The organism is Streptomyces sp. NPDC034084, from assembly GCF_055575535.1.
The window spans coordinates 345027-363976 of the sequence record NZ_JBVISK010000008.1 but is presented as its reverse complement, the minus strand read 5'-3'; the positions used below and the strand labels follow the sequence as shown (position 1 = coordinate 363976).

At 72.6% G+C, this 18950-nt stretch carries 20 protein-coding genes; 6 read left to right on the top strand and 14 right to left on the bottom strand.

All coding sequences use genetic code 11. The features are described from left to right. Positions 1–210, bottom strand: a 210-nt coding sequence (locus tag ACZ51I_RS28355; RefSeq protein ID WP_468881300.1) for an acyl-CoA dehydrogenase family protein, incomplete at its 3' end; no start/stop codon positions are given. A 122-nt stretch (positions 211–332) separates the two neighbouring features. Here ACZ51I_RS28355 and ACZ51I_RS28350 point away from each other — a divergent pair. Beyond that, a complete protein-coding gene (locus ACZ51I_RS28350; protein WP_468881298.1) occupies positions 333–1664 on the top strand; it encodes a UDP-glucose dehydrogenase family protein in 1332 nt (443 codons plus the stop codon). Positions 1665–1721: 57 nt separating this feature from the next. On the opposite strand, the gene ACZ51I_RS28345 is transcribed toward ACZ51I_RS28350, so the two are convergent. The 4 genes from ACZ51I_RS28345 to ACZ51I_RS28330 form a co-directional block, all read right to left on the bottom strand. After that, positions 1722–2639: a membrane dipeptidase gene (locus ACZ51I_RS28345; RefSeq protein ID WP_468881296.1), complete on the bottom strand. Its 918-nt coding sequence runs from the start codon at positions 2637–2639 to the stop codon at positions 1722–1724. A 120-nt stretch (positions 2640–2759) separates the two neighbouring features. After that, positions 2760–3968, bottom strand: a complete 1209-nt coding sequence (locus ACZ51I_RS28340; protein WP_468881294.1) for a dipeptidase — start codon at positions 3966–3968, stop codon at positions 2760–2762. Continuing rightward, positions 3965–4462 carry a 5-(carboxyamino)imidazole ribonucleotide mutase gene (gene purE / locus ACZ51I_RS28335; RefSeq protein WP_468881336.1) on the bottom strand — a complete coding sequence of 166 codons (498 nt, stop codon included), beginning with the start codon at positions 4460–4462 and terminating at the stop codon, positions 3965–3967. The genes ACZ51I_RS28340 and purE overlap by 4 nt, the downstream gene beginning before the upstream one ends. A 19-nt stretch (positions 4463–4481) precedes the next feature. Then, positions 4482–5621 carry a 5-(carboxyamino)imidazole ribonucleotide synthase gene (locus ACZ51I_RS28330; protein ID WP_468881292.1) on the bottom strand — a complete coding sequence of 380 codons (1140 nt, stop codon included), beginning with the start codon at positions 5619–5621 and terminating at the stop codon, positions 4482–4484. A 187-nt stretch (positions 5622–5808) separates the two neighbouring features. Here ACZ51I_RS28330 and ACZ51I_RS28325 point away from each other — a divergent pair, with 187 nt between their 5' ends. Then, on the top strand, positions 5809–6324 hold the full coding sequence (locus ACZ51I_RS28325) for a GtrA family protein (RefSeq protein WP_468881289.1): 516 nt from the start codon (positions 5809–5811) through the stop codon (positions 6322–6324). 20 nt (positions 6325–6344) lie between these two features. Here the strand turns inward: ACZ51I_RS28325 and ACZ51I_RS28320 are convergent, their stop codons facing one another. Both ACZ51I_RS28320 and ACZ51I_RS28315 read right to left on the bottom strand, forming a co-directional pair. Beyond that, a complete protein-coding gene (locus tag ACZ51I_RS28320) occupies positions 6345–7616 on the bottom strand; it encodes an ATP-binding protein (RefSeq protein WP_468881287.1) in 1272 nt (423 codons plus the stop codon). A gap of 157 nt (positions 7617–7773) precedes the next feature. Then, on the bottom strand, positions 7774–8451 hold the full coding sequence (locus ACZ51I_RS28315) for a response regulator transcription factor (protein ID WP_041129540.1): 678 nt from the start codon (positions 8449–8451) through the stop codon (positions 7774–7776). Positions 8452–8877: 426 nt separating this feature from the next. On the opposite strand from ACZ51I_RS28315, the gene ACZ51I_RS28310 reads away from it, so the two are divergent. Then, positions 8878–10398, top strand: a complete 1521-nt coding sequence (locus tag ACZ51I_RS28310; RefSeq protein ID WP_468881285.1) for a peptide MFS transporter — start codon at positions 8878–8880, stop codon at positions 10396–10398. Between the two features lie 66 nt (positions 10399–10464). Here ACZ51I_RS28310 and ACZ51I_RS28305 read toward each other — a convergent pair whose 3' ends face one another. The 6 genes from ACZ51I_RS28305 to ACZ51I_RS28280 all read right to left on the bottom strand — a co-directional run bounded on the left by ACZ51I_RS28305 (position 10465) and on the right by ACZ51I_RS28280 (position 15604). After that, positions 10465–11925, bottom strand: a complete 1461-nt coding sequence (locus ACZ51I_RS28305; protein WP_468881282.1) for a hypothetical protein — start codon at positions 11923–11925, stop codon at positions 10465–10467. Between the two features lie 14 nt (positions 11926–11939). Next, positions 11940–12998, bottom strand: a complete 1059-nt coding sequence (locus tag ACZ51I_RS28300; protein WP_468881279.1) for a hypothetical protein — start codon at positions 12996–12998, stop codon at positions 11940–11942. Then, the gene (locus tag ACZ51I_RS28295) at positions 12995–13942 is read right to left on the bottom strand and encodes a COG1470 family protein (protein ID WP_468881277.1); all 948 of its coding nucleotides are present in this window, start codon (positions 13940–13942) and stop codon (positions 12995–12997) included. The genes ACZ51I_RS28300 and ACZ51I_RS28295 overlap by 4 nt, the downstream gene beginning before the upstream one ends. Continuing rightward, positions 13942–14631, bottom strand: a complete 690-nt coding sequence (locus ACZ51I_RS28290) for a peptidase (RefSeq protein ID WP_468881274.1) — start codon at positions 14629–14631, stop codon at positions 13942–13944. The genes ACZ51I_RS28295 and ACZ51I_RS28290 overlap by 1 nt, the downstream gene beginning before the upstream one ends. A gap of 110 nt (positions 14632–14741) precedes the next feature. Further along, positions 14742–15161 (bottom strand): ATP-binding protein, encoded by a 420-nt coding sequence (locus ACZ51I_RS28285; protein ID WP_468881271.1) that lies wholly within the window; start codon positions 15159–15161, stop codon positions 14742–14744. 74 nt (positions 15162–15235) lie between these two features. Further along, positions 15236–15604 carry an STAS domain-containing protein gene (locus ACZ51I_RS28280; protein ID WP_468881268.1) on the bottom strand — a complete coding sequence of 123 codons (369 nt, stop codon included), beginning with the start codon at positions 15602–15604 and terminating at the stop codon, positions 15236–15238. A 223-nt stretch (positions 15605–15827) separates the two neighbouring features. Between ACZ51I_RS28280 and ACZ51I_RS28275 the strand changes: the two genes are divergently transcribed. The 3 genes from ACZ51I_RS28275 (at position 15828) to ACZ51I_RS28265 (ending at position 17715) form a co-directional block, all read left to right on the top strand. Beyond that, complete coding sequence (locus ACZ51I_RS28275; protein ID WP_468881266.1) at positions 15828–16715, top strand: RNA polymerase sigma factor SigF; 888 nt, start codon at positions 15828–15830, stop codon at positions 16713–16715. Between the two features lie 223 nt (positions 16716–16938). Continuing rightward, on the top strand, positions 16939–17295 hold the full coding sequence (locus ACZ51I_RS28270) for a hypothetical protein (RefSeq protein WP_468881263.1): 357 nt from the start codon (positions 16939–16941) through the stop codon (positions 17293–17295). Between the two features lie 69 nt (positions 17296–17364). Further along, positions 17365–17715: a VOC family protein gene (locus ACZ51I_RS28265; protein ID WP_468881261.1), complete on the top strand. Its 351-nt coding sequence runs from the start codon at positions 17365–17367 to the stop codon at positions 17713–17715. A 31-nt stretch (positions 17716–17746) separates the two neighbouring features. On the opposite strand, the gene hutI is transcribed toward ACZ51I_RS28265, so the two are convergent. Then, entirely contained in the window at positions 17747–18916 is a 1170-nt protein-coding gene (hutI, locus tag ACZ51I_RS28260) for an imidazolonepropionase (RefSeq protein ID WP_468881258.1), read from the bottom strand. Positions 18917–18950 lie beyond the last annotated feature (34 nt).

Sequence of the window (18950 nt, the reverse complement as noted above, 5' to 3'; positions counted from 1 at the left end):
GCCGCCGTAGGTCTCGGGGACGTGCACGGCGTGCAGGTCGTTGGCGACCAGCGCGTCCAGGGCCTCCTGCGGGAACCGGCCCTCCTCGTCCACCGTCGCCGCGAACGGAACGATCTTCGCCTCCGCGAGGGCACGCACCGACTCCCGGAGCATGTCGTGCTCCTCGGAAGGCCGATACAGGTCGAAATCAGTCGAACCCGACACGCTCATTCACTCCCACGCTTGCTAACTACCGTTAAGTAACCCAAATGGTAGGGCGTGACCCGGCCCCGGACCAGCGCCCGACTATGCTCGGGCAGGCATTCCGCCCGACGTTCCCTGGAGAGTCCCGCATGGCCCTCAAGATCACTGTGATCGGCACCGGCTACCTCGGCGCCACCCACGCCGCGGCCATGGCGGAGCTGGGCTTCGAGGTGCTCGGGCTCGACGTCGTCCCCGAGAAGATCGAGATGCTGTCCGCCGGACGCGTCCCCATGTACGAGCCGGGCCTGGAGGAGCTGCTCGCGAAGCACGTGGCCGGCATCGAGGGATCGAGCGGCCGGCTGCGCTTCACCACCTCCTGGGAGGAGGTCGGCGCCTTCGGCGACGTGCACTTCGTCTGCGTGAACACCCCGCAGAAGCACGGCGAGTACGCCTGCGACATGAGCTACGTGGACGCCGCCTTCACCTCCCTCGCCGGAGTCGTCCGCGCCGGGGCCCTGGTCGTCGGCAAGTCGACCGTGCCGGTCGGCTCGGCCGAGCGGCTCGCCGCGCTCCTCCCGGAGGGCGTCGACCTCGCCTGGAACCCCGAGTTCCTGCGGGAGGGCTTCGCCGTCCAGGACACCCTGCGCCCCGACCGGATCGTCGTCGGCGTCCGTGACTTCGGCGAGCGGGCCGAGAAGACGCTCCGCGAGGTGTACGCGGTCCCCGTCGGCGAGGGCTCGCCGTTCGTCGTGACCGACTTCCCGACGGCCGAACTGGTGAAGACGGCCGCCAACTCCTTCCTCGCGACGAAGATCTCCTTCATCAACGCGATGGCGGAGGTCTGCGAGGCCGCCGGCGGCGACGTCGTCAAGCTCGCGGAGGCCATCGGCCACGACGACCGGATCGGCGCCAAGTTCCTGCGCGCCGGCATCGGCTTCGGCGGCGGCTGCCTCCCCAAGGACATCCGGGCCTTCATGGCCCGCGCGGGGGAACTGGGCGCCGACCAGGCCCTCACCTTCCTGCGGGAGATCGACTCGATCAACATGCGGCGGCGCGGCCAGATGGTCGAGATGGCCCGCGAAGCCCTGGGCGGGTCCACCTTCCTGGGCCGCCGGGTCGCCGTGCTCGGAGCCACCTTCAAGCCGGACTCGGACGACGTCCGCGACTCCCCCGCGCTGAACGTGGCCGGGCAGATACACCTCCAGGGCGGCCAGGTCACCGTCTACGACCCGAAGGGCATGGAGAACGCGCGCCGCGTCTTCCCGACCCTCGGCTACGCCGACTCGGCCCTGGAGGCCGTGCGCGGGGCGGACGTGGTGCTCCACCTGACCGAGTGGCGCGAGTTCCGCGAGCTCGACCCGGCGGAGCTGGCCTCGGTCGCCGCGACCCGGGTGATCCTCGACGGCCGCAACGCCCTCGACGGCGAGCTGTGGCGGGCGGCCGGCTGGACGTACCGGGCGATGGGCCGTCCGACCGCCTGACGTACGGGACACGGAGAGGGGCGCACCGCCGGGCGGTGCGCCCCTCTCCCGTACGCCTCAGGCCGCGGCGGGCCGGATCCGGTTCGTCCGGGCCAGGAACTCCGTCTCCCGCAGCGCCCGGGTGGCGTTGGCGTGGGCGAGGCCGACGAGTTCCTGGGCGGTCCAGCCCCGGCGCAGCAGCTCCGCGAAGAGCGGGACGTAGCCGGCGGCCGGGGCCGTGGTGTGGGAGACGCCCACGCACTGCGGGCCCGCCTCCGCCCGTACCCGGTCGAGGACCTCGGCGGCGGCGGCCGGGTCGTCGGTGACGGTGACCATGAGGACGGCGCCGTTCTCGCCGAGGAGGCGCAGGACCTCGTCCGGCAGGGTCTCCGGGGCCGCCCTCGTCAGCAGAGCCGGGGCGCGGGTGACCGCGAGGGCCTGGCGGGCCGTGTCCTGGTCGGCGCCGGAGAGGTCCACGGCCAGGCCGATGCGGTTCATCTCCCGTACCGCCTCGCGGGCGAAACGGTCGAAGAGGGTGAGGTTCACGGCCCGTACGCCAAGCGCCTGGTACGCGCGCAGGGTGGCGGCCGAGCCGCCGAGCGCCGTCCAGCCGACCGGGCCGAGGAGGGCGGCGACGCGGCCGCAGTCGCGGGCGTGGGCCAGCTCGGCGGTGGAGCACGCGAGGCGCAGGTCCTCGGGGCACGCGGCGACGAGGGCGCGGACGGAGTCGATGCGCCGCAGCGTCCCGACGACGCCCTCGTCCGCCTCGACGTGCAGGGACCAGAGCTGGGCCCCGGTCTCCCGGGCGCGCGGGGGTGGCAGGTCCTCGGGGTCGAGGAGGTCGGGGAGTTCGGTGTGGCCCTCGGTGACGGGCTGGGCGGCCAGGAGGGCGCGGGCCCGGGCCGTCTCGTCGAGCGGTGACTCCGGCGGGCCGGGCTCGCCGGTGGCGGCAGGGACGGTGGAGAGGGAGGGAGGGTCGTCTATCAGTTCCGCCATGGTCTTACTCCGAACTCGGCGATGCAGTACCGCCCCGCCGAGAGCGGCGGGGCAGCACCGTCCACCGTGCCACCGGCCCCTTCGGGGGGCTCGGCGGGCTGGGCCGTCCGGGTGAACCGGTTACGGCGTGTCGAGCGCGTCGATCGTCGCGTTCGACGGGGCCGTACGGCTCTTCAGGTCGCGGGAGACCGCTTCCGCGTCGCGGAGGGCGCGGACCGCGTTGGACCAGGTCAGCTTGGCGAGGTCCGGGTGGGACCAGCCGCGGTGCAGGAGCTCCGCGATCAGGTTCGGGTAGCCCGCGACGTCGTCGAGGCCGGCCGGGGTGAAGGCCGTGCCGTCGTAGTCGCCGCCGATGCCGATGTGGTCGATGCCGGCGACCTCGCGCATGTGGTCGAGGTGGTCGGCGACCGTCGCGGCGGTGGCGACCGGGCGGGGGTCGGTCTCCTCGAAGGCGCGGTGCAGCTTCATCGCCTCGGCGGTGGTGTCGAGGTGGTCGAAGCCGTGCGCCCGGAGGTTCTCGTCGGCCCGCGCGGTCCACTCGACGGCCGCGGGCAGGATGAACTTGGGCACGAAGGTGGCCATCGCGACGCCGCCGTTGGCCGGCAGCCGCTCCAGGACGTCGTCCGAAATGTTCCGCGGGTGGTCGCAGACCGCGCGGGACGAGGAGTGCGAGAAGATCACCGGCGCCGCCGTGGCGTCGAGCGCGTCCCGCATGGTCGTCGCGGCGACGTGCGAGAGGTCCACGAGCATCCCGGAGCGGTTCATCTCGCGGACGACCTGCCGGCCGAAGGCGGAGAGCCCGCCGACGCCGGGCTCGTCGGTCGCCGAGTCCGCCCAGTCGTTGTTGTCGTTGTGCGTGAGCGTCATGTACCGCACGCCCAGGGCGTGCAGCGCACGCAGGGTGGCGAGGGAGTTGTTGATCGAGTGGCCGCCCTCGGCGCCCTTGAGCGAGGCGATACGGCCCTGCTTCCGGGCCGCCTCCATGTCGTCCGCCGTCAGCGCGGGGGCGAGGTCGGCGGCGTACCGGTCGAGGAGCTGGTCGACGATGTCGATCTGCTCCAGGGTCGCGCTGACCGCGTCGTCGCCGGCCAGCCGGCAGGGGACGTACACCGACCAGAACTGGGCGCCGACGCCGCCCGCCCGGAGCCGGGCGAGGTCGGTGTGGAGCGCGCCGGTCTGGTCGGCGGCGATGTCCATCCGGTCCAGGTCGTAGCGCACGTGCTCGCGCAGCGCCCACGGGAGGTCGTTGTGGCCGTCGACCACGGGATGGCCCGCGAGCAGCTCGCGGGCCTCCTCCAGACGGTCCGCCGCGCCGGGTGAGGCGCTCACCTGGCGAAGCCGAAGGACGCGGCGCCCTCGACCTTGGCGCGCAGCCGCTTGCCCTTCTCCGTGGCCTGGTCGTTGAGCTCCTGGAGGAAGTCGGTCATCCGGGTGCGGAGCTCCGTGTCGTGCGCGGCGAGGATCCGGGCGGCGAGCAGGCCCGCGTTCCGGGCGCCGGCGACGGAGACCGTGGCGACGGGGATGCCGGCCGGCATCTGCACGATGGAGAGCAGCGAGTCCATGCCGTCGAGGTACTTCAGCGGCACCGGCACGCCGATGACGGGCAGCGGGGTGACGGAGGCGAGCATGCCGGGCAGGTGGGCGGCGCCGCCGGCGCCCGCGATGATCGCCTGGATCCCGCGGCCCGCGGCCTCCTCGCCGTACGCGATCATCTCGCGGGGCATCCGGTGCGCGGAGAGGACGTTCACCTCGTACGGGATCTCGAACTCGTCGAGGGCCTGGGCGGCGGCCTCCATGACGGACCAGTCCGAGTCGGACCCCATCGCGATGCCAATGAGCGGATTACTCAACGATCGTTCCTCGCAGATAGCCGGCGGCGTGACGGGCGCGCTCCAGCACGTCGTCGAGGTCGTCGCCGTAGGTGTTGACGTGGCCCACCTTGCGACCGGGCTTCACGTCCTTGCCGTACATGTGGATCTTGAGCTGCGGGTCCCTGGCCATGCAGTGCAGATACGCGGAGTACATGTCCGGGTAGTCGCCGCCCAGGACATTGCACATCACGGTCCACGTCGCGCGGGGGCGCGGATCGCCGAGAGGAAGGTCGAGAACCGCCCGGACGTGGTTGGCGAACTGCGAGGTGATCGCCCCGTCCTGGGTCCAGTGGCCCGAGTTGTGGGGGCGCATCGCCAGCTCGTTGACGAGGATGCGGCCGTCCGTGGTCTGGAACAGCTCGACGGCGAGGTGGCCGACGACGCCCAGCTCCTTGGCGATCCGGAGCGCCAGCTCCTGCGCCTGCCCGCCCAGCTCTTCGTCGAGGTCGGGCGCGGGCGCGATGACCGTGTCGCAGACGCCGTCGACCTGGCGGGACTCGACGACCGGATAGGCGACGGCCTGTCCGTGCGGGGAGCGGACGATGTTCGCCGCGAGCTCGCGGACGAAGTCGACCTTCTCCTCGGCGAGGACCGGGACCCCGGCGAGGAAGGGGTCGCGGGCGTCCTCGGGCGTACGGACGAACCAGACGCCCTTGCCGTCGTAACCGCCGCGCACGGTCTTGAGGATGATCGGGAAGCCGCCGACCTCGGCCGCGAAGGCCGCCGCGTCCGCCGGATCGGCGACGATGCGGTGCCGGGGGCTCGGCGCGCCGATCTCGTCGAGTTTCGCGCGCATCACCCCCTTGTCCTGCGCGTGCACGAGCGCGTCCGGGCCGGGCCTGACGGGGATGCCGTCGGCCTCCAGGGCGCGCAGGTGCTCGGTGGGGACGTGCTCGTGATCGAAGGTGATCACGTCGCAGCCGCGCGCGAAGTCACGCAGCGTGTCCAGGTCGCGGTAGTCGCCGACGACGACCTCGCTCACCACCTGGGCCGCGGAATCCTGCGGGGTGTCACTGAGGAGCTTGAACTTGATGCCGAGGGGGATGCCGGCCTCGTGGGTCATACGGGCGAGCTGGCCACCGCCGACCATGCCTACTACGGGGAACGTCACCCTCTTAGGGTATCCGCACCATCGGGGAACACTCGTCCGGCTGTGTTTTGACACAAGCGGCACGCGCTCGGTGCCGGGTTCTCCACAGGTTTGCGAGGTACACAGGCGGGTGACAGGGCCGCTGGTTAGCATGGTTGGGTTGACGTCGCCCGGACGTCATCCGGACGGACGGGACAGAGCGATCACCATGAGTGAACACGGCGCGCTGCGCATGCGACTCGAGGGGCTCTTCCGGGAGGTCGCCAAGTTCGGGGCCGTCGGTGCCGTAGGGGTGCTGGTGGACCTCGGGGTGTTCAACCTCGTCCGCCACTTCTCGGACCTGCCGGTCGTGCGGGCGAGCGTCATCGCCACGGTGGTCGCGATCGTCTTCAACTACCTCGGCTTCCGGTACTTCACCTACCGGGACCGGGACAAGAGCAGCCGCGCCAAGGAGCTGGCCCTCTTCCTCGTCTTCAGCCTGATCGGCCTGGTCATCCAGAACGGTCTGCTGTACGCGGCGACGTACGGCTTCGGCTGGGACACCCCGCTGCAGAGCAACTTCTTCAAGTTCTTCGGCATCGGCGTCGCGACCCTGTTCCGCTTCTGGTCGTACCGCACGTGGGTGTTCCGCGCGCTGCCGGCGAAGGAGGCCGTGCAGACCGCCGAATCGTTCCTGGAGCAGGCCCCGCAGCAGGCGACCCGCCGCCAGCCCGACCGCGTCTGACCCCCTCACAGCCTGGCCTCTTACCGTACGGGGCGCTCGGGTGGCTCCTCCGTGACGCTCCTGACCTCCCGGCTCAGGAAGAGCGCGAAGACCGGCGGCTGCTGCTGGAGCAGCTCCAGGCGCCCGCCGTCCGCCTCCGCCAGGTCCCTGGCCACCGCGAGACCGATGCCCGTGGAGCTGCGCCCGCTCACCGCCCGCTCGAAGATCCGCGCACCGAGGTCGGCGGGGACGCCGGGGCCCTCGTCGGTGACCTCGATCACGGACTGGTTGCCGGTGACGCGGGTGCGCAGGGCGACCGTGCCGCCGCCGTGCATGAGCGAGTTCTCGATCAGGGCGGCGAGGACCTGGGCGACCGCGCCCGGGGTGCCGACCGCCCGCATGCCCTGCTTGCCGGAGTGGACGATGGCCCGCCCCGCGCTGCGGTAGGCGGGGCGCCACTCCTCGATCTGCTGCTTGACGACCTCGTCCAGGTCGAAGGCGACGGCGGAGCCGGTGCGGGGGTCCCGGGCGTTGGTGAGGAGCCGCTCGACGACGTCGGTGAGCCGCTCGACCTGGGTGAGCGCGATCGTCGCCTCCTCCTTGACCGTCTCCAGGTCGACGGCGAGGGCGACCTCCTCCAGGCGCATGGAGAGCGCGGTGAGGGGCGTACGGAGCTGGTGGGAGGCGTCGGCGGCGAGGCGGCGCTCGGCGGTGAGCATCCGGGCGATGCGCTCGGCGGAGGCGTCGAGGACGTCCGCGACCCGGTCCAGCTCGGGGACCCCGTACCGCTTGTGCCGGGGCCGCGGGTCGCCGGAGCCGAGGCGCTCGGCGGTCTCGGCGAGGTCCGTGAGCGGCGACGCCAGCTTGTTCGCCTGCCGTACGGCGAGGAGGACGGCGGCGACGACCGCGAGCAGGGCCACCGCGCCGATGATGAGCAGGGTGCGGCCGACCTCGGCGGTCACCGCGGACCGGGACTCCTCGACGACCACGGTCTCGCCGCGCTCGCCCTGGGCGAGACCGCGGATGACCTCGCCGCCGGGGCGGGCGCCGATCTCGATGGGGTCGCGGCCGGGGATGCGGATCTGGGCGTACCGCTTGGCGCCGCTCTGCTCGGCGAGGATGCCGGGGTTGACCGGCTCGCCGCCGATGAGCCGGCTGTCGACGATGGAGACGATCCGCAGCGCCTCGGAGTCCACGCTCTCCTGGGCGCTGCCGGCGATGGTGCGGGTCTCGACGAGGACCAGGGAGACGCCGAAGACGGCGATGACGACGAGGACGACGGCGAGCGTGGAGTTGATCAGGCGGCGGCGCATGGATCCTCCGGAGGGCGGCTTGACGACGACCAGTGTGGCAAGGCCCTGAAGGGGCGCGGGGAACCGCGTGACCGGCCCACGACAACCCGCGGCCGCGACACGACGCGCACCCCTACGGCGATGACGCGCCTCCTGGCCTCCGCTTCGACGGCAGCGTCTAGCTCTTCTCGAAGCGGAAGCCGACTCCTCGGACCGTCGCGATGTAGCGGGGGTTCGCCGCGTCGTCGCCGAGCTTCTTGCGCAGCCAGGAGATGTGCATGTCGAGGGTCTTGGTGGAGGACCACCAGGTGGTGTCCCAGACCTCGCGCATCAGCTGGTCGCGGGTGACGACCCGGCCGGCGTCCCGGACCAGGACCCGGAGCAGGTCGAACTCCTTGGCGGTGAGCTGCAGCTCCTCGTCGCCCATCCAGGCGCGGTGCGACTCGACGTCGATGCGGACGCCGTGGGTCGCGGGGGCGGCGGCGGGCTCCGTGGAGCCGCGCCGGAGGAGGGCCCGGACCCGGGCGAGGAGCTCGGCGAGGCGGAAGGGCTTGGTGACGTAGTCGTCGGCGCCCGCGTCGAGCCCGACCACGGTGTCGACCTCGTCCGCGCGGGCGGTGAGGACCAGGATCGGGACCGTGTGACCTTCGGCGCGCAGCCGGCGCGCGACCTCCAGGCCGTCCATGCCGGGCAGGCCCAGGTCGAGCACGACCAGGTCGACGCCGCCCTGGAGTCCGGCGTCGAGGGCGGTCGGACCGTCCTCGCGGACCTCGACCTCGTACCCCTCTCTCCGCAGGGCGCGGGCCAGCGGCTCCGAGATGGATGCGTCGTCCTCGGCGAGCAGTACACGGGTCATGGAGTGATGGTAGTCGGCACGGCGGCCGGGCCGGGGCGGGATCCACCGGGCCCCGATGACCCCTGGAGATCTTGTGGGCATCCAGCAGATGACCTTCGAATGATCGCGTACGGTTCCTTCGTCACCTGTGATCCATCTCTCAAGTCCTTCCATATCCGACCCTGTCGTGTCGTATGGTGGCGAGACGTCAGTAGCGGTAATCGGGGACCTTTGGCCAGCTTCGCGCGCCAAGGTCCTCTTTCTGCGTGAGGTCGGCCCCGCCGAACCTTGAGACGGTGAATGACCTGTGGGCCGGGTTCCGGGGCGCGTAGACGCGTCTCCCGGGGCGTGGATCCCGGTGGAGTTCCACGACTCCGCCGGTGCCGGCCTCCCCCACCGGGCGCATCACGCTCACGAGGCGTGCGTCCCGACAGAGCAAGGATCGACATGGCGTCCAGCCTGACGACGGCTTCGACCGGAACCCCCGGTTCCGAGAAGACGTTCTTCGGCCACCCCCGTGGTCTGGCCACCCTCTTCATGACCGAGATGTGGGAGCGCTTCTCCTACTACGGCATGCGGGCCCTTCTGGTTCTGTACCTGGTCTCCGGCGGCGCGGACGCGGCGACCGGAAGCCAGGGTGGCGGTCTCGCCATGACGGCGGCCACGTCGACGGCCATCTACTCGGTGTACGTCTCGATGGTCTACCTGATGGCCATGCCCGGCGGCTGGTTCGGCGACCGCGTCTGGGGCGCCCGCAAGACCGTCACCATCGCCGGTTTCGTGATCATGGCCGGTCACGCCTCGCTGGCCCTCCCCGGTCAGGCGATGTTCTTCGTCGGCCTGGCGCTCGTCGCCGCCGGTTCGGGTCTGCTCAAGGCCAACATCTCCACGATGGTCGGCCACCTCTACGACGGCCCGGACGACCCGCGCCGTGACGGTGGCTTCACGCTCTTCTACGTCGGCATCAACCTCGGTGCCTTCGTGGCGCCGTTCGTGGTCGGCACCGTCGGCGAGAAGGTCAACTGGCACCTCGGCTTCGCGCTCGCCGCGCTGGGCATGGGTCTGGGCCTGGTCCAGTTCCTCTTCGGCACGAAGAACCTCAGCCCGCGGAGCAACATCGTCCCGAACCCGCTCTCCCCGGCCGAGCGCAAGGGCATCCTGGTCAAGGTCGCCCTCGTCGCCGTGCTGGCCGCCGCGTTCTACGGCGTCGTCATCGCCCTCGGCATGTACACCCTGAACTGGGCGCTCGTGCCGATCACCCTCGCGGGTCTGATCATCCCGGTCGCCGTCCTGGTCCGCATCAAGCGCGACAAGGACCTGGACAAGACCGAGCAGTCGAAGATGACCGGCTACATCTGGTTCTTCGTCGCCGCCGCCGTCTTCTGGATGATCTACGACCAGGGTGGCTCGACCCTGTCGCTCTTCGCGGACGACAAGACCGCGGACAGCGTCTTCGGCTTCGGCTTCCCCGCCACCTGGTACCAGTCCCTGAACCCGCTCTTCGTCATGGCGCTGGCCCCGGTCTTCGCCTGGCTGTGGCTGTGGCTGGCCCGCAAGAACCAGGAGCCGAACACCATCGTGAAGTTCGCGATGGGTCTCGTCCTGGTCGGCGCGTCCTTCTTCGTCTTCATCGTCCCGATGAACATGGCGGGCGACGGCACCAAGGTCTCCCCGATGTGGCTCGTCTCGATCTACATGATCCAGACGATCGGTGAGCTGTGCCTCTCCCCCGTCGGCCTCTCCGTCACGACGAAGATGGCGCCGCAGAAGTACGCCTCCCAGATGATGGGCGTCTGGTTCCTCGCCGTCACCGCCGGTGACTGCAGCACGAGTCTGCTGTCGCTGGCCGGTGTGGACCTCAACGGGACGGGGATCATCGCGATGGAGGCGGCGCTGGCCGTCCTCGCGGGCTTCGCGATCTGGATGTACCGCAAGAAGGTCCAGGGCCTCATGGGCGGCGTCCACTGACGCCCGCTCCCTCTGTACGGCCGAAGGCCGCCGCACCCGTCCGGTGCGGCGGCCTTCGCCGTTCGCTCACCTCCTGAGCCGTGCCCAGGGCGTGAAGGTGAACACCGCGCCGCCGACCAGGATGACCGTGCCCGCGACGAGGGCGAGGGCGCGCAGGGCGCCGTCGTTCTCGGCGCCGGTCTGGGCGAGGTTCCCGCCGTCGGAGCCGCCGGAGCCGGAGCCCGAGCCCGAGCCGGAGCCCGTGGTGGTGTTCGAGCCGCCGTCGGAGCCGCCGGAGGCGCCGCCGGCCTGCTTGCTCGTGTCCAGTTCGAGGGAGGCCCCCACGGCGCCCTTGACCTGGCAGGGGATGACGATCGGCGAGCCGCCGAGCGAGACGCTGATGGTGAGCGTCCCCGGGCCGAGGGTGGACCTGCCCGTCGCCCCCGGCGTGTAGGTGCCCTTCATGTCGGGCAGGTCGACCGGCTTGCCCGCTTCGAGGGGGGCGGCGTTGGCGGGGCCCGCGACCTTCACCGTGCCGCTGTCGGCGCCGCCGATCCTGACGGCCATGGACGGCTTGAGGGCGCCCGCGGGGAGGGCCGCCGGGCTGTCCATGACGCCCTTGGCGGTCCTGACCGTGAGGGCGTAGCCGTCGCCGCTCTTCTTGGCGTCGATGGTCACCTTGGAGGTGATCGAGGTGGGGCCGGGGGGTTGGCAGGCGAACTGGACGGCGACCTGCCTGCCGGGGAATTCGGTCTGCCCGCCGCCTCCGCCGGAGCTTCCGCCAGAGCCGGAGCCGGAGCCGGAGCCGGAGCCGGAGCCGGAGTCGCCTCCGGTGCCGCCGGACGAGCTGGTCGCGGAGCCGCCGGTGTTGTCGGAGCCACCACCGGTGGAACTCGCACCGCCGGAGGAATCCGTGCCGCCGGAGCCGGAAGTCGTACCGCCGGAGGCCGAGGAGCCGCCGGACGAGGTCGTCGTGCCACCGGACGACGTCGTACCGCCGGACGTCGTCGTCCCCCCACCCCCCTCCGTCACCTTGATCGTCGCCCCCACCGGCACCGCTGCCTTCGGGGAGCACTTGGTGTCCGTCGAGATCGGCTTGGACACGTTGATCGTGTACTTGCCTGGCGTCAGCGTGATCTCGCCCGCCTTGTCCAGCTTCAGCCTCCCCTTCATGTCGGGCAGCACCATCGGGCTGTTCTTCGGGATCGGCGGGTTCTGGCGGGGTCCCTCCATCGCGACGGTCCCGCTCCCCGCGCCGCCCAGGGTGAGGACGCCGGTCGGCTTCACCGTGTCCTTCTGCAGGTCGAGGACGTCGGGGTTCTTCGAGGCGGCCTGGACCGTCTTCCAGACGATCTCGACCTCGTCGCCGACCTCGGCCTCCGCCGGTGCGGTGATCAGCACCTTCGTCGTGCCCTGCACGGGCGGGAGCCCCGAGATCGACGGGGGGACGCACTCCGTCGCGTAGCTGGTCTCGGCGGCCCGGGCGGGGTCGGCGGCACACAGGATCCCCGCGCCGCCGAGCATCAGCGCGACCCCGGCCGCGCTCATCCTCCGTTGCGTACTCACGCATGTCCCTTCGTCGTCGGGCTGCTGCTCTCAGGCGCTGACGGTGCGGAGTCAGGGCTGAACCACGGCAGGGCCGCGGTCGTCTCGCCGTCCCCCGGTGCGGGGGCGGAAGCGGGTGTACGGGCCGGGGCGCGGCGACGCGGGCGCGCCCCCGGCCGGGTCCTGGGGGCGCGGGCCCCGGCGCCCCCGGAAGCGGGCCGCGCGCGGTCGACCACGGCCATGCCGATCCGGAACAGCGCGGCCGGCACCACGACGGCGAGGAGCACCCAGAAGAGCGTCACGCCCCACGGCCTGCCGACGCCCCACGGCTGCTCGACGAGGACCTTGCCCGCGTACCTCACGGAGACCTGGTAGTCGCCGTGCGCGCCGGCCGCGAGTTCGGCGGGGAGGCGGATCAGGGCCTTCTCGCCGGGTGCGATCGTGCCGCGCCACTGGCGTTCCTCGTACTGGGGCGCGAAGACGCCGTGGCCGGTGCCGACCTGGAAGACCGGGTCCTTGACGGCGGCGGGCCCGAGGTTGCCGACGGTGAAGACGACCTCGCGGCGCGGGGGCGCCCCGAACCAGACGAGGAGGCCGCTGGAGCCTTCGAGGCGCACGGCGGCGAGGACGGCGAGGCGGCCGTCACCGGAGGCCTCGGGGAGCGGGGCGGTGGGGTGCCCGGCGACCGTGAACTCCTTGTCGACGACGTCCTGCCGGCCGGTGACCCCGGCGACGTGCACCACGCAGGGGCAGGGCTCGGGCGGTTCGGCGACGGGGAGCTTCACGCTGAACGCGCCCCTGCGGTCGACGGTGGCGGCCCGGCCGTCGGTGTTGGCGCAGGAGTTGGTGCCGCCGATGACACCCCTGCCGGGGGCTCCCTGACCGCAGATCAGGAGCATGAGGAGCGCGCCGGGTTTCCAGCCGCTGCCGCTGACGGCGATCTCGCCGCCCTTGCCACCCTCCGGCGCCGACAGCTCGACCACCGGCCCGGGGGCCGCCGTCGCGGCGGGGGTGGTGGGCAGCAGGGCGAGGGCGAGGGCGGTGAGGAGGGCGGCGGCGGTACGGATCGTCCTCATGGTGTCGCTCCCGTCGGGGCTCGCCGGGTACGGGACCTGCTCCGCCGCCGCGCCGCGTACCCGGCGCCGCCCGCCGCCGCGAGGAGCAGTCCGGCCGTGCCGGTGAGCGCGGGGCCCGAGGCGAAGGCGGCCTCCGCGCGGGCCGTGGCGGGGGCGGCGCCCGCCGCGGTGGCCGTCAGCCGGACAGTGACGGCGTCGAGGGCGGGCGGGTCCGGCCAGGGTTCGGTCCGGACGGCCCGCTCGCCGGGGCGGAGGGTGAGCGGCAGGGGGCGGTCCGGCCGGTCGAGGACGGTGCCGAGGAGGCCCTCGGCGCGGACCGCGAGGCGCGGGGCGAGGACCGTGGTGCCGCGGTTGACCAGGGTGTAGCGGAGGGCGCCGGTGGTCCGGTCGACGTGGACGTCCTCGACGGTGAGCGCGGCGAGGCGCGGTCCGCTGACCCGTATCCGCAGCTCGACCCGGACCTCATGGCCTGCGGCCGCGGCCCGTACGGTGCCCCGGTGTTCGCCGGGCGGGGTGTCGGCGGTGACCGTGACGGCGAAGGGGACGTCGGCGCGGGTCCTGGCGGGCACGGTCACGGTCCGCGCGGCGAACGACACGGGTGCGGCGCCCTGGCTGGTGAGGCGCACGGTGAGGGGGACGGCGGAGGGGTTGGTGACCGAGAGCGTGTCCTGGAGGACGCTGCCCGCCGGGCCTTCCAGGTAGGCGTACGGCCGTCCGGCGGCGGGGGCGGCCGTCCAGTCCCGGGCGCCGGGGGGCGCCGCCGCGACGGCGCCGAGGAGGGCGGCCGCGGCGGCGAGGAGCCCGGCGCGGGCCGCCGCGCGACGACCGGGGTGCGGGGCGGTGCGCCGGCCGGGGAGCGCGGCCGGACGTCCGCCCGGGAGCGCGGCCGTGCGCCGACCCGGGAGCGCCCCCCTCCGCGTCCGGGAGCGGTCCGCCGTCCGCATCAGCGTGCCGTGCGCCGCGTGAGCCAGAGGACTCCGGCGGCGCCGGTCAGCAGGACGGTGCCGCCGAGGGTGCCGAGCGCAACGGCGGAGTCGAGGGGGCCGGTCCTGGGCAGCTCGCCTTCGGTGGCGGGCGGCGGGGTGCCGGCTCCCGAGCCGCCTCCGGAGGCCCCCGTGACCTGGAGTTCCAGGGAGGGCTTCGGGTTGTTCTTCGGCGTGCAGACGGCCGCGTCCATACCGAGGGCGTGCACGGTGAGGGTGCCGGCCGTGAAGGTGACCCTGCCGTTCTTCTTCGGGGTGAACGTGCCGGTGAGCGTGCCGATCCTGATCGGGGTGTCGGGCGGGATGGCGGCCGTGTTCGGCGTTCCCCCGACCTTCACCGTGCCGCTCGCGGCGCCGCCGAGGACGAGTTCGGCGCGCGGGGTCATGACGCCCTTGGGGAGTTCGACCGGGCTGTCCGAGACCCCCTTCTCGAAGGACATGGTGATCGTGTAGCCGCCGCCGCTCTTCACGGCCTTGATGTCGACGGGCGAGACGGCGCTCTTCGGTCCGATCTTCGTCTCGCAGGCGTAGTCCACGTCGACGACGGCCGCCTGGGCGGCGGGTGCGCCGGCCAGCACGGTCGCGCCCGCCACGGCGGCCGCGGCCGTGAGCGCGGCGGTCGTTCTCCTCCGGTTCGGCACCTTGGACACCCCGAGCACCCCTCACCGCAACGGAACTGACGGTCTTTCAGATTGGCCGTCAAGGTACGCCCGAGACCGTGCGGAGGGAAGGCAGGGGAACGCGCGGACTTGTGAAAGTCCTAGGCGGGTGCGGCCAGTTCGGCCCAGACCGTCTTGCCGGGGGATCCGGGGGTACGGTCGATGCCCCAGTCCAGGCAGAGCCGCTGCACGATGAACATGCCGTGGCCGCCCGGCCGTCCGGCGCGGTGCGGGGTGCGGGGAGCGGGCTGTCCGGCGCCGCGGTCGGTGACTTCGAGGCGGAGCGTCCGGGCCATCCGCAGGACGCGCAGCTGGTCGGCGCCCTCGGCGTGCAGGCACGCGTTGGTGACCAGTTCGGAGACGACGAGCAGGACGTCCTCGGCGGCGGCCCGGCGGTCGGCGGTGGCGGCCGGCAGCCAGCCCCACTCGTGAAGCGCCGACCGCGTGAAGTCACGGGCGAGCGGAACGGTGCCGCTCGTCTCGCCGAGGTCGAGCGTACGGACGTCGGAAGCCTGGTCCATCAACGCTTCACCTCACCGATCGACGGGACAGCAGGGACGGGACATACGGGCGGAGCCGTGGGGGCGGGGCGGGCTCAGGCGGGGAGCGCTGTGGCGAGCGTCTCGTGAAGGGTGAAGACGGAGTCCGCGCCCGTGATGTGGAACACCCGGGCCACCGCGGGGCGCATCGCCACCAGGTGGACGCCGCCACCGGCGGCCTCCGCACGCAGGCGGGCGCCGAGCAGCACGTTGAGCCCGGTCGAGTCGCAGAACTCCAGGCCCGAGCAGTCGACGACGAGCCGCGCTTGGCCCGCGTCGAGGACGTCGTCCAGCGGGGTGCGCAGAATGTCCGCCGTGTGGTGATCGAGCTCACCGACGGGCGTGAGCAGTGCGCTGCCGGCCACGTCGCGAACCTCGACGCGCAGGCGCGCGGGTGACGCGCTGCCGATCTGTTCGGGGTCCATGGCCGTGCCTCTTCTCGCTCTCGCGGTTGTCGACTGACGTGCCCCCGAACCCTACAAGCGGCATGGCCTCCGATGCACATGGGGTACCTCACATATCGACACAGAACGGATTATTGGCACTTGCAACCATCAGGGTCGAGCGGGTAGGCCTAGAGGTGAACGTCCGACACGGCCGGCTTTGGAGGCGCCGCAAACCGCAGCGAGAAGCACCAGAAGGAGATCCATGTCACCCCGGCTCGACGCCACGCGTACCCCCGACGCGCCGTCGGCAACACTCCCCCACCCCCCTGTCGCCGACCTGCCCGACCAGCTCCTCGACACGCCACTCGACCGGATCGGACCGGTCGACGCCCGTGCCCTGTCGAAGCAGCTCTTCGCCCGGCTCTCCGAGCTGGAGGAGGGCACCCACGAGCACGCGTACGTCCGCAACACCCTCGTCGAACTCAACCTCGCGCTCGTCAGGTTCGCCGCCGCCCGCTTCGGCACCCGCAGCGAACCGATGGAGGACATCGTCCAGGTCGGCACCATCGGCCTCATCAAGGCGATCGACCGCTTCGAACTGGCCCGTGGCGTCGAGTTCCCGACCTTCGCCATGCCGACGATCATCGGCGAGATCAAGCGGTTCTTCCGCGACACCTCGTGGTCCGTGCACGTCCCCCGCAGGCTCCAGGAGCTCCGGCTCGACCTCGCGAGGGCCGGTGACACGCTCGCCCAGCGCCTCGACCGCGCCCCGACCGTCGCCGAACTCGCCGAGGAGCTCGGCATCGCGCCGGAGGAGGTCGTCGAGGGCATGGCCGCGAGCAACGCCTACACCGCGGCCTCGCTCGACGCGCAGCCCGACGACGAGGACGGCGCCGGCGGCGAGGCCGCGCTCGCCGACCGGATCGGCTACGAGGACCACGGGCTCACGGGCATCGAGTACATCGCCTCCCTCAAGCCGATGATCGCCTCGCTGCCCGACCGCGAGCGGCAGATCCTCTCCCTCCGCTTCGTCTCGGGCCTCACCCAGTCGGAGATCGGCGCGGAGCTCGGCATCTCCCAGATGCACGTCTCCCGGCTGCTCGCCCGCACCCTCGGCCGGCTGCGCCGGGGCCTGACCGTGGAGGAATGACCTCCACCGGCGCCCCAGCACCGCCAAAGCGGTTGCGGAAAGGGCCCGTCCACGGTCCGCCGACCGTGGACGGGCCCTTCCCGTCAGGGGGCAGAGCGCCCCGGCTGTCGGAGACGCCGAGGCACAACCCGGTGGCGGCCGGAGAGGGGCCGTCGATACCGTCGGCCCCCGGCTGCCGCATCGGCGGCCGCCACGCGTACGCACCCACGGAGAGCGAACCACCATGACCGGCCGCACCCGCCCGACGACGACCCTGTGGCGCCCCACCGGCCCCGTCGAGCTGGAGCTCGTACGGGAGTCGGGATGGCGGGCCTGGCCGCCGCGGCTGCCGGAGCAGCCGATCTTCTATCCGGTGCTCAACGAGGAGTACGCGGTGAGGATCGCGCGCGACTGGAACGTGAAGCACGACGGCGCCGGTTACGTCACCCGCTTCGAGGTCGACACGGAGTTCGTCCGCAGGTACCCGGTCCAGCAGGCGGGCGGGCGGACGATCCTGGAGCTGTGGGTGCCGGCGGAGGAACTGGACGAGTTCAACGCGCACATCGCGGGCGAGATCGAGGTCGTGCGCGAGTTCCGCTGACAGCGCTCGGGGGCGGCCCGTACGATCAGCGCCCGCCTGCGAGCCGTCCCCGATGATGCGGAGCCCCCGTTGACCGTCCGTCGCGTCGTCCCCAACCTCCGGACCCACACCCCGGCCGAGAACCGCGAGTTCTACGGGCTGCTCGGCTTCGAGGAGGTCATGAACCACGGCTGGATCACGACCCTCGCCTCGCCGTCCGCGCCGGCGGCCCAGCTCAGCCTCATGTCCTCCGACCTGACCGCCCCGGTCGTCCCCGACCTGAGCGTGGAGGTCGAGGACGTCGACGCGGCGTACGAGGCTGTCCGCGCCGCGGGAGCCGAGATCGTCCACCCGCTGACCGACGAGGAGTGGGGCGTCCGCCGCTTCTTCGTCCGCGACCCGGACGGCCGCGTGGTCAACGTGCTGAGCCACCGCTCGTAGGGGCGAGGGGCGGCCCCCTGAGCGCTCCCCCTCAGACCACCCGCACGCCCCCGCGCCAGACCTCCGTCACCAGGGGTACGCCCGGGCGGTAGGCCAGGTGGACGTGGGACGGGGCGTCCAGGACGGCGAGGTCCGCGCGGGAGCCGGGCGTCAGCCGGCCCACGTCCGTGCGGCGGAGGGCCGCCGCGCCGCCCGCCGTGGCGGACCACACGGCCTCGTCGGGGGTCATGCCCATGTCCCGTACCGCGAGGGCGATGCAGAAGGGGACCGAGGAGGTGAAGGACGAGCCCGGGTTGCAGTCCGTGGACAGCGCCACCGTCACGCCCGCGTCCAGGAGGCGGCGGGCGTCCGGCCACTGCGCGCGCGTGGAGAACTCCGCGCCCGGCAGGAGCGTGGCCACCGTGTTCCCGGAGGCGAGCGCGTCGACGTCCGCGTCCGTCAGGTGCGTGCAGTGGTCCGCGCTCGCCGCGTCCAGCTCCACCGCCAGCTGGACACCGGGGCCGTACGTGAGCTGGTTGGCGTGCACCCGGGGGTGGAGGCCCTTCGCCTTGCCCGCGGTGAGGATCGCGCGGGCCTGGTCGCCGTCGAAGGCGCCCTTCTCGCAGAAGACGTCCACCCAGCGGGCGTACGGGGCGCAGGCGTCCAGCATCTCGCCCGTCACCAGCTCCACGTACGCCGCCGGGTCGTCCGCGTAGTCCGGCGACACGATGTGCGCGCCGAGGTACGTGACCTCGTCCGTGTGCTCGGCCGCGATGCGCAGGGCACGGGCCTCGTCCTCGACGGTCAGGCCGTAACCGGACTTCGTCTCGAAGGTGGTCGTGCCCTGGGCGAGGGCCTCACGGAGGTAGCGGGCCACGTTCGCCGAGAGGGCCTCGTCGCTCGCCGCGCGCGTCGCCGCGACCGTCGTGCGGATGCCGCCCGCCTCGTACGGCCGGCCCGACATCCGGGCGTTGAACTCGGCGGTGCGGTCGCCCGCGAAGACGAGGTGCGAGTGGGAGTCGACGAAGCCGGGGACGACGGCGCGGCCCCCGGCGTCCACGGACGTGTCGGCCGCCGGGGCCGCCGTCGCATGGCCCGCCCAGGAGACCTTCTCGCCCTCCAGGACGAGGGCCGCGTCCTTGACGAGGCCCAGGGGGCCCTCGCCGAGGGCGGGGTCGTTCGTGACGAGGGTGGCGATGTTCGTGATGAGCGTCGTCGTCATGGTGCTCTCCGGTGGGGGGGTCGGGTCGGGACGG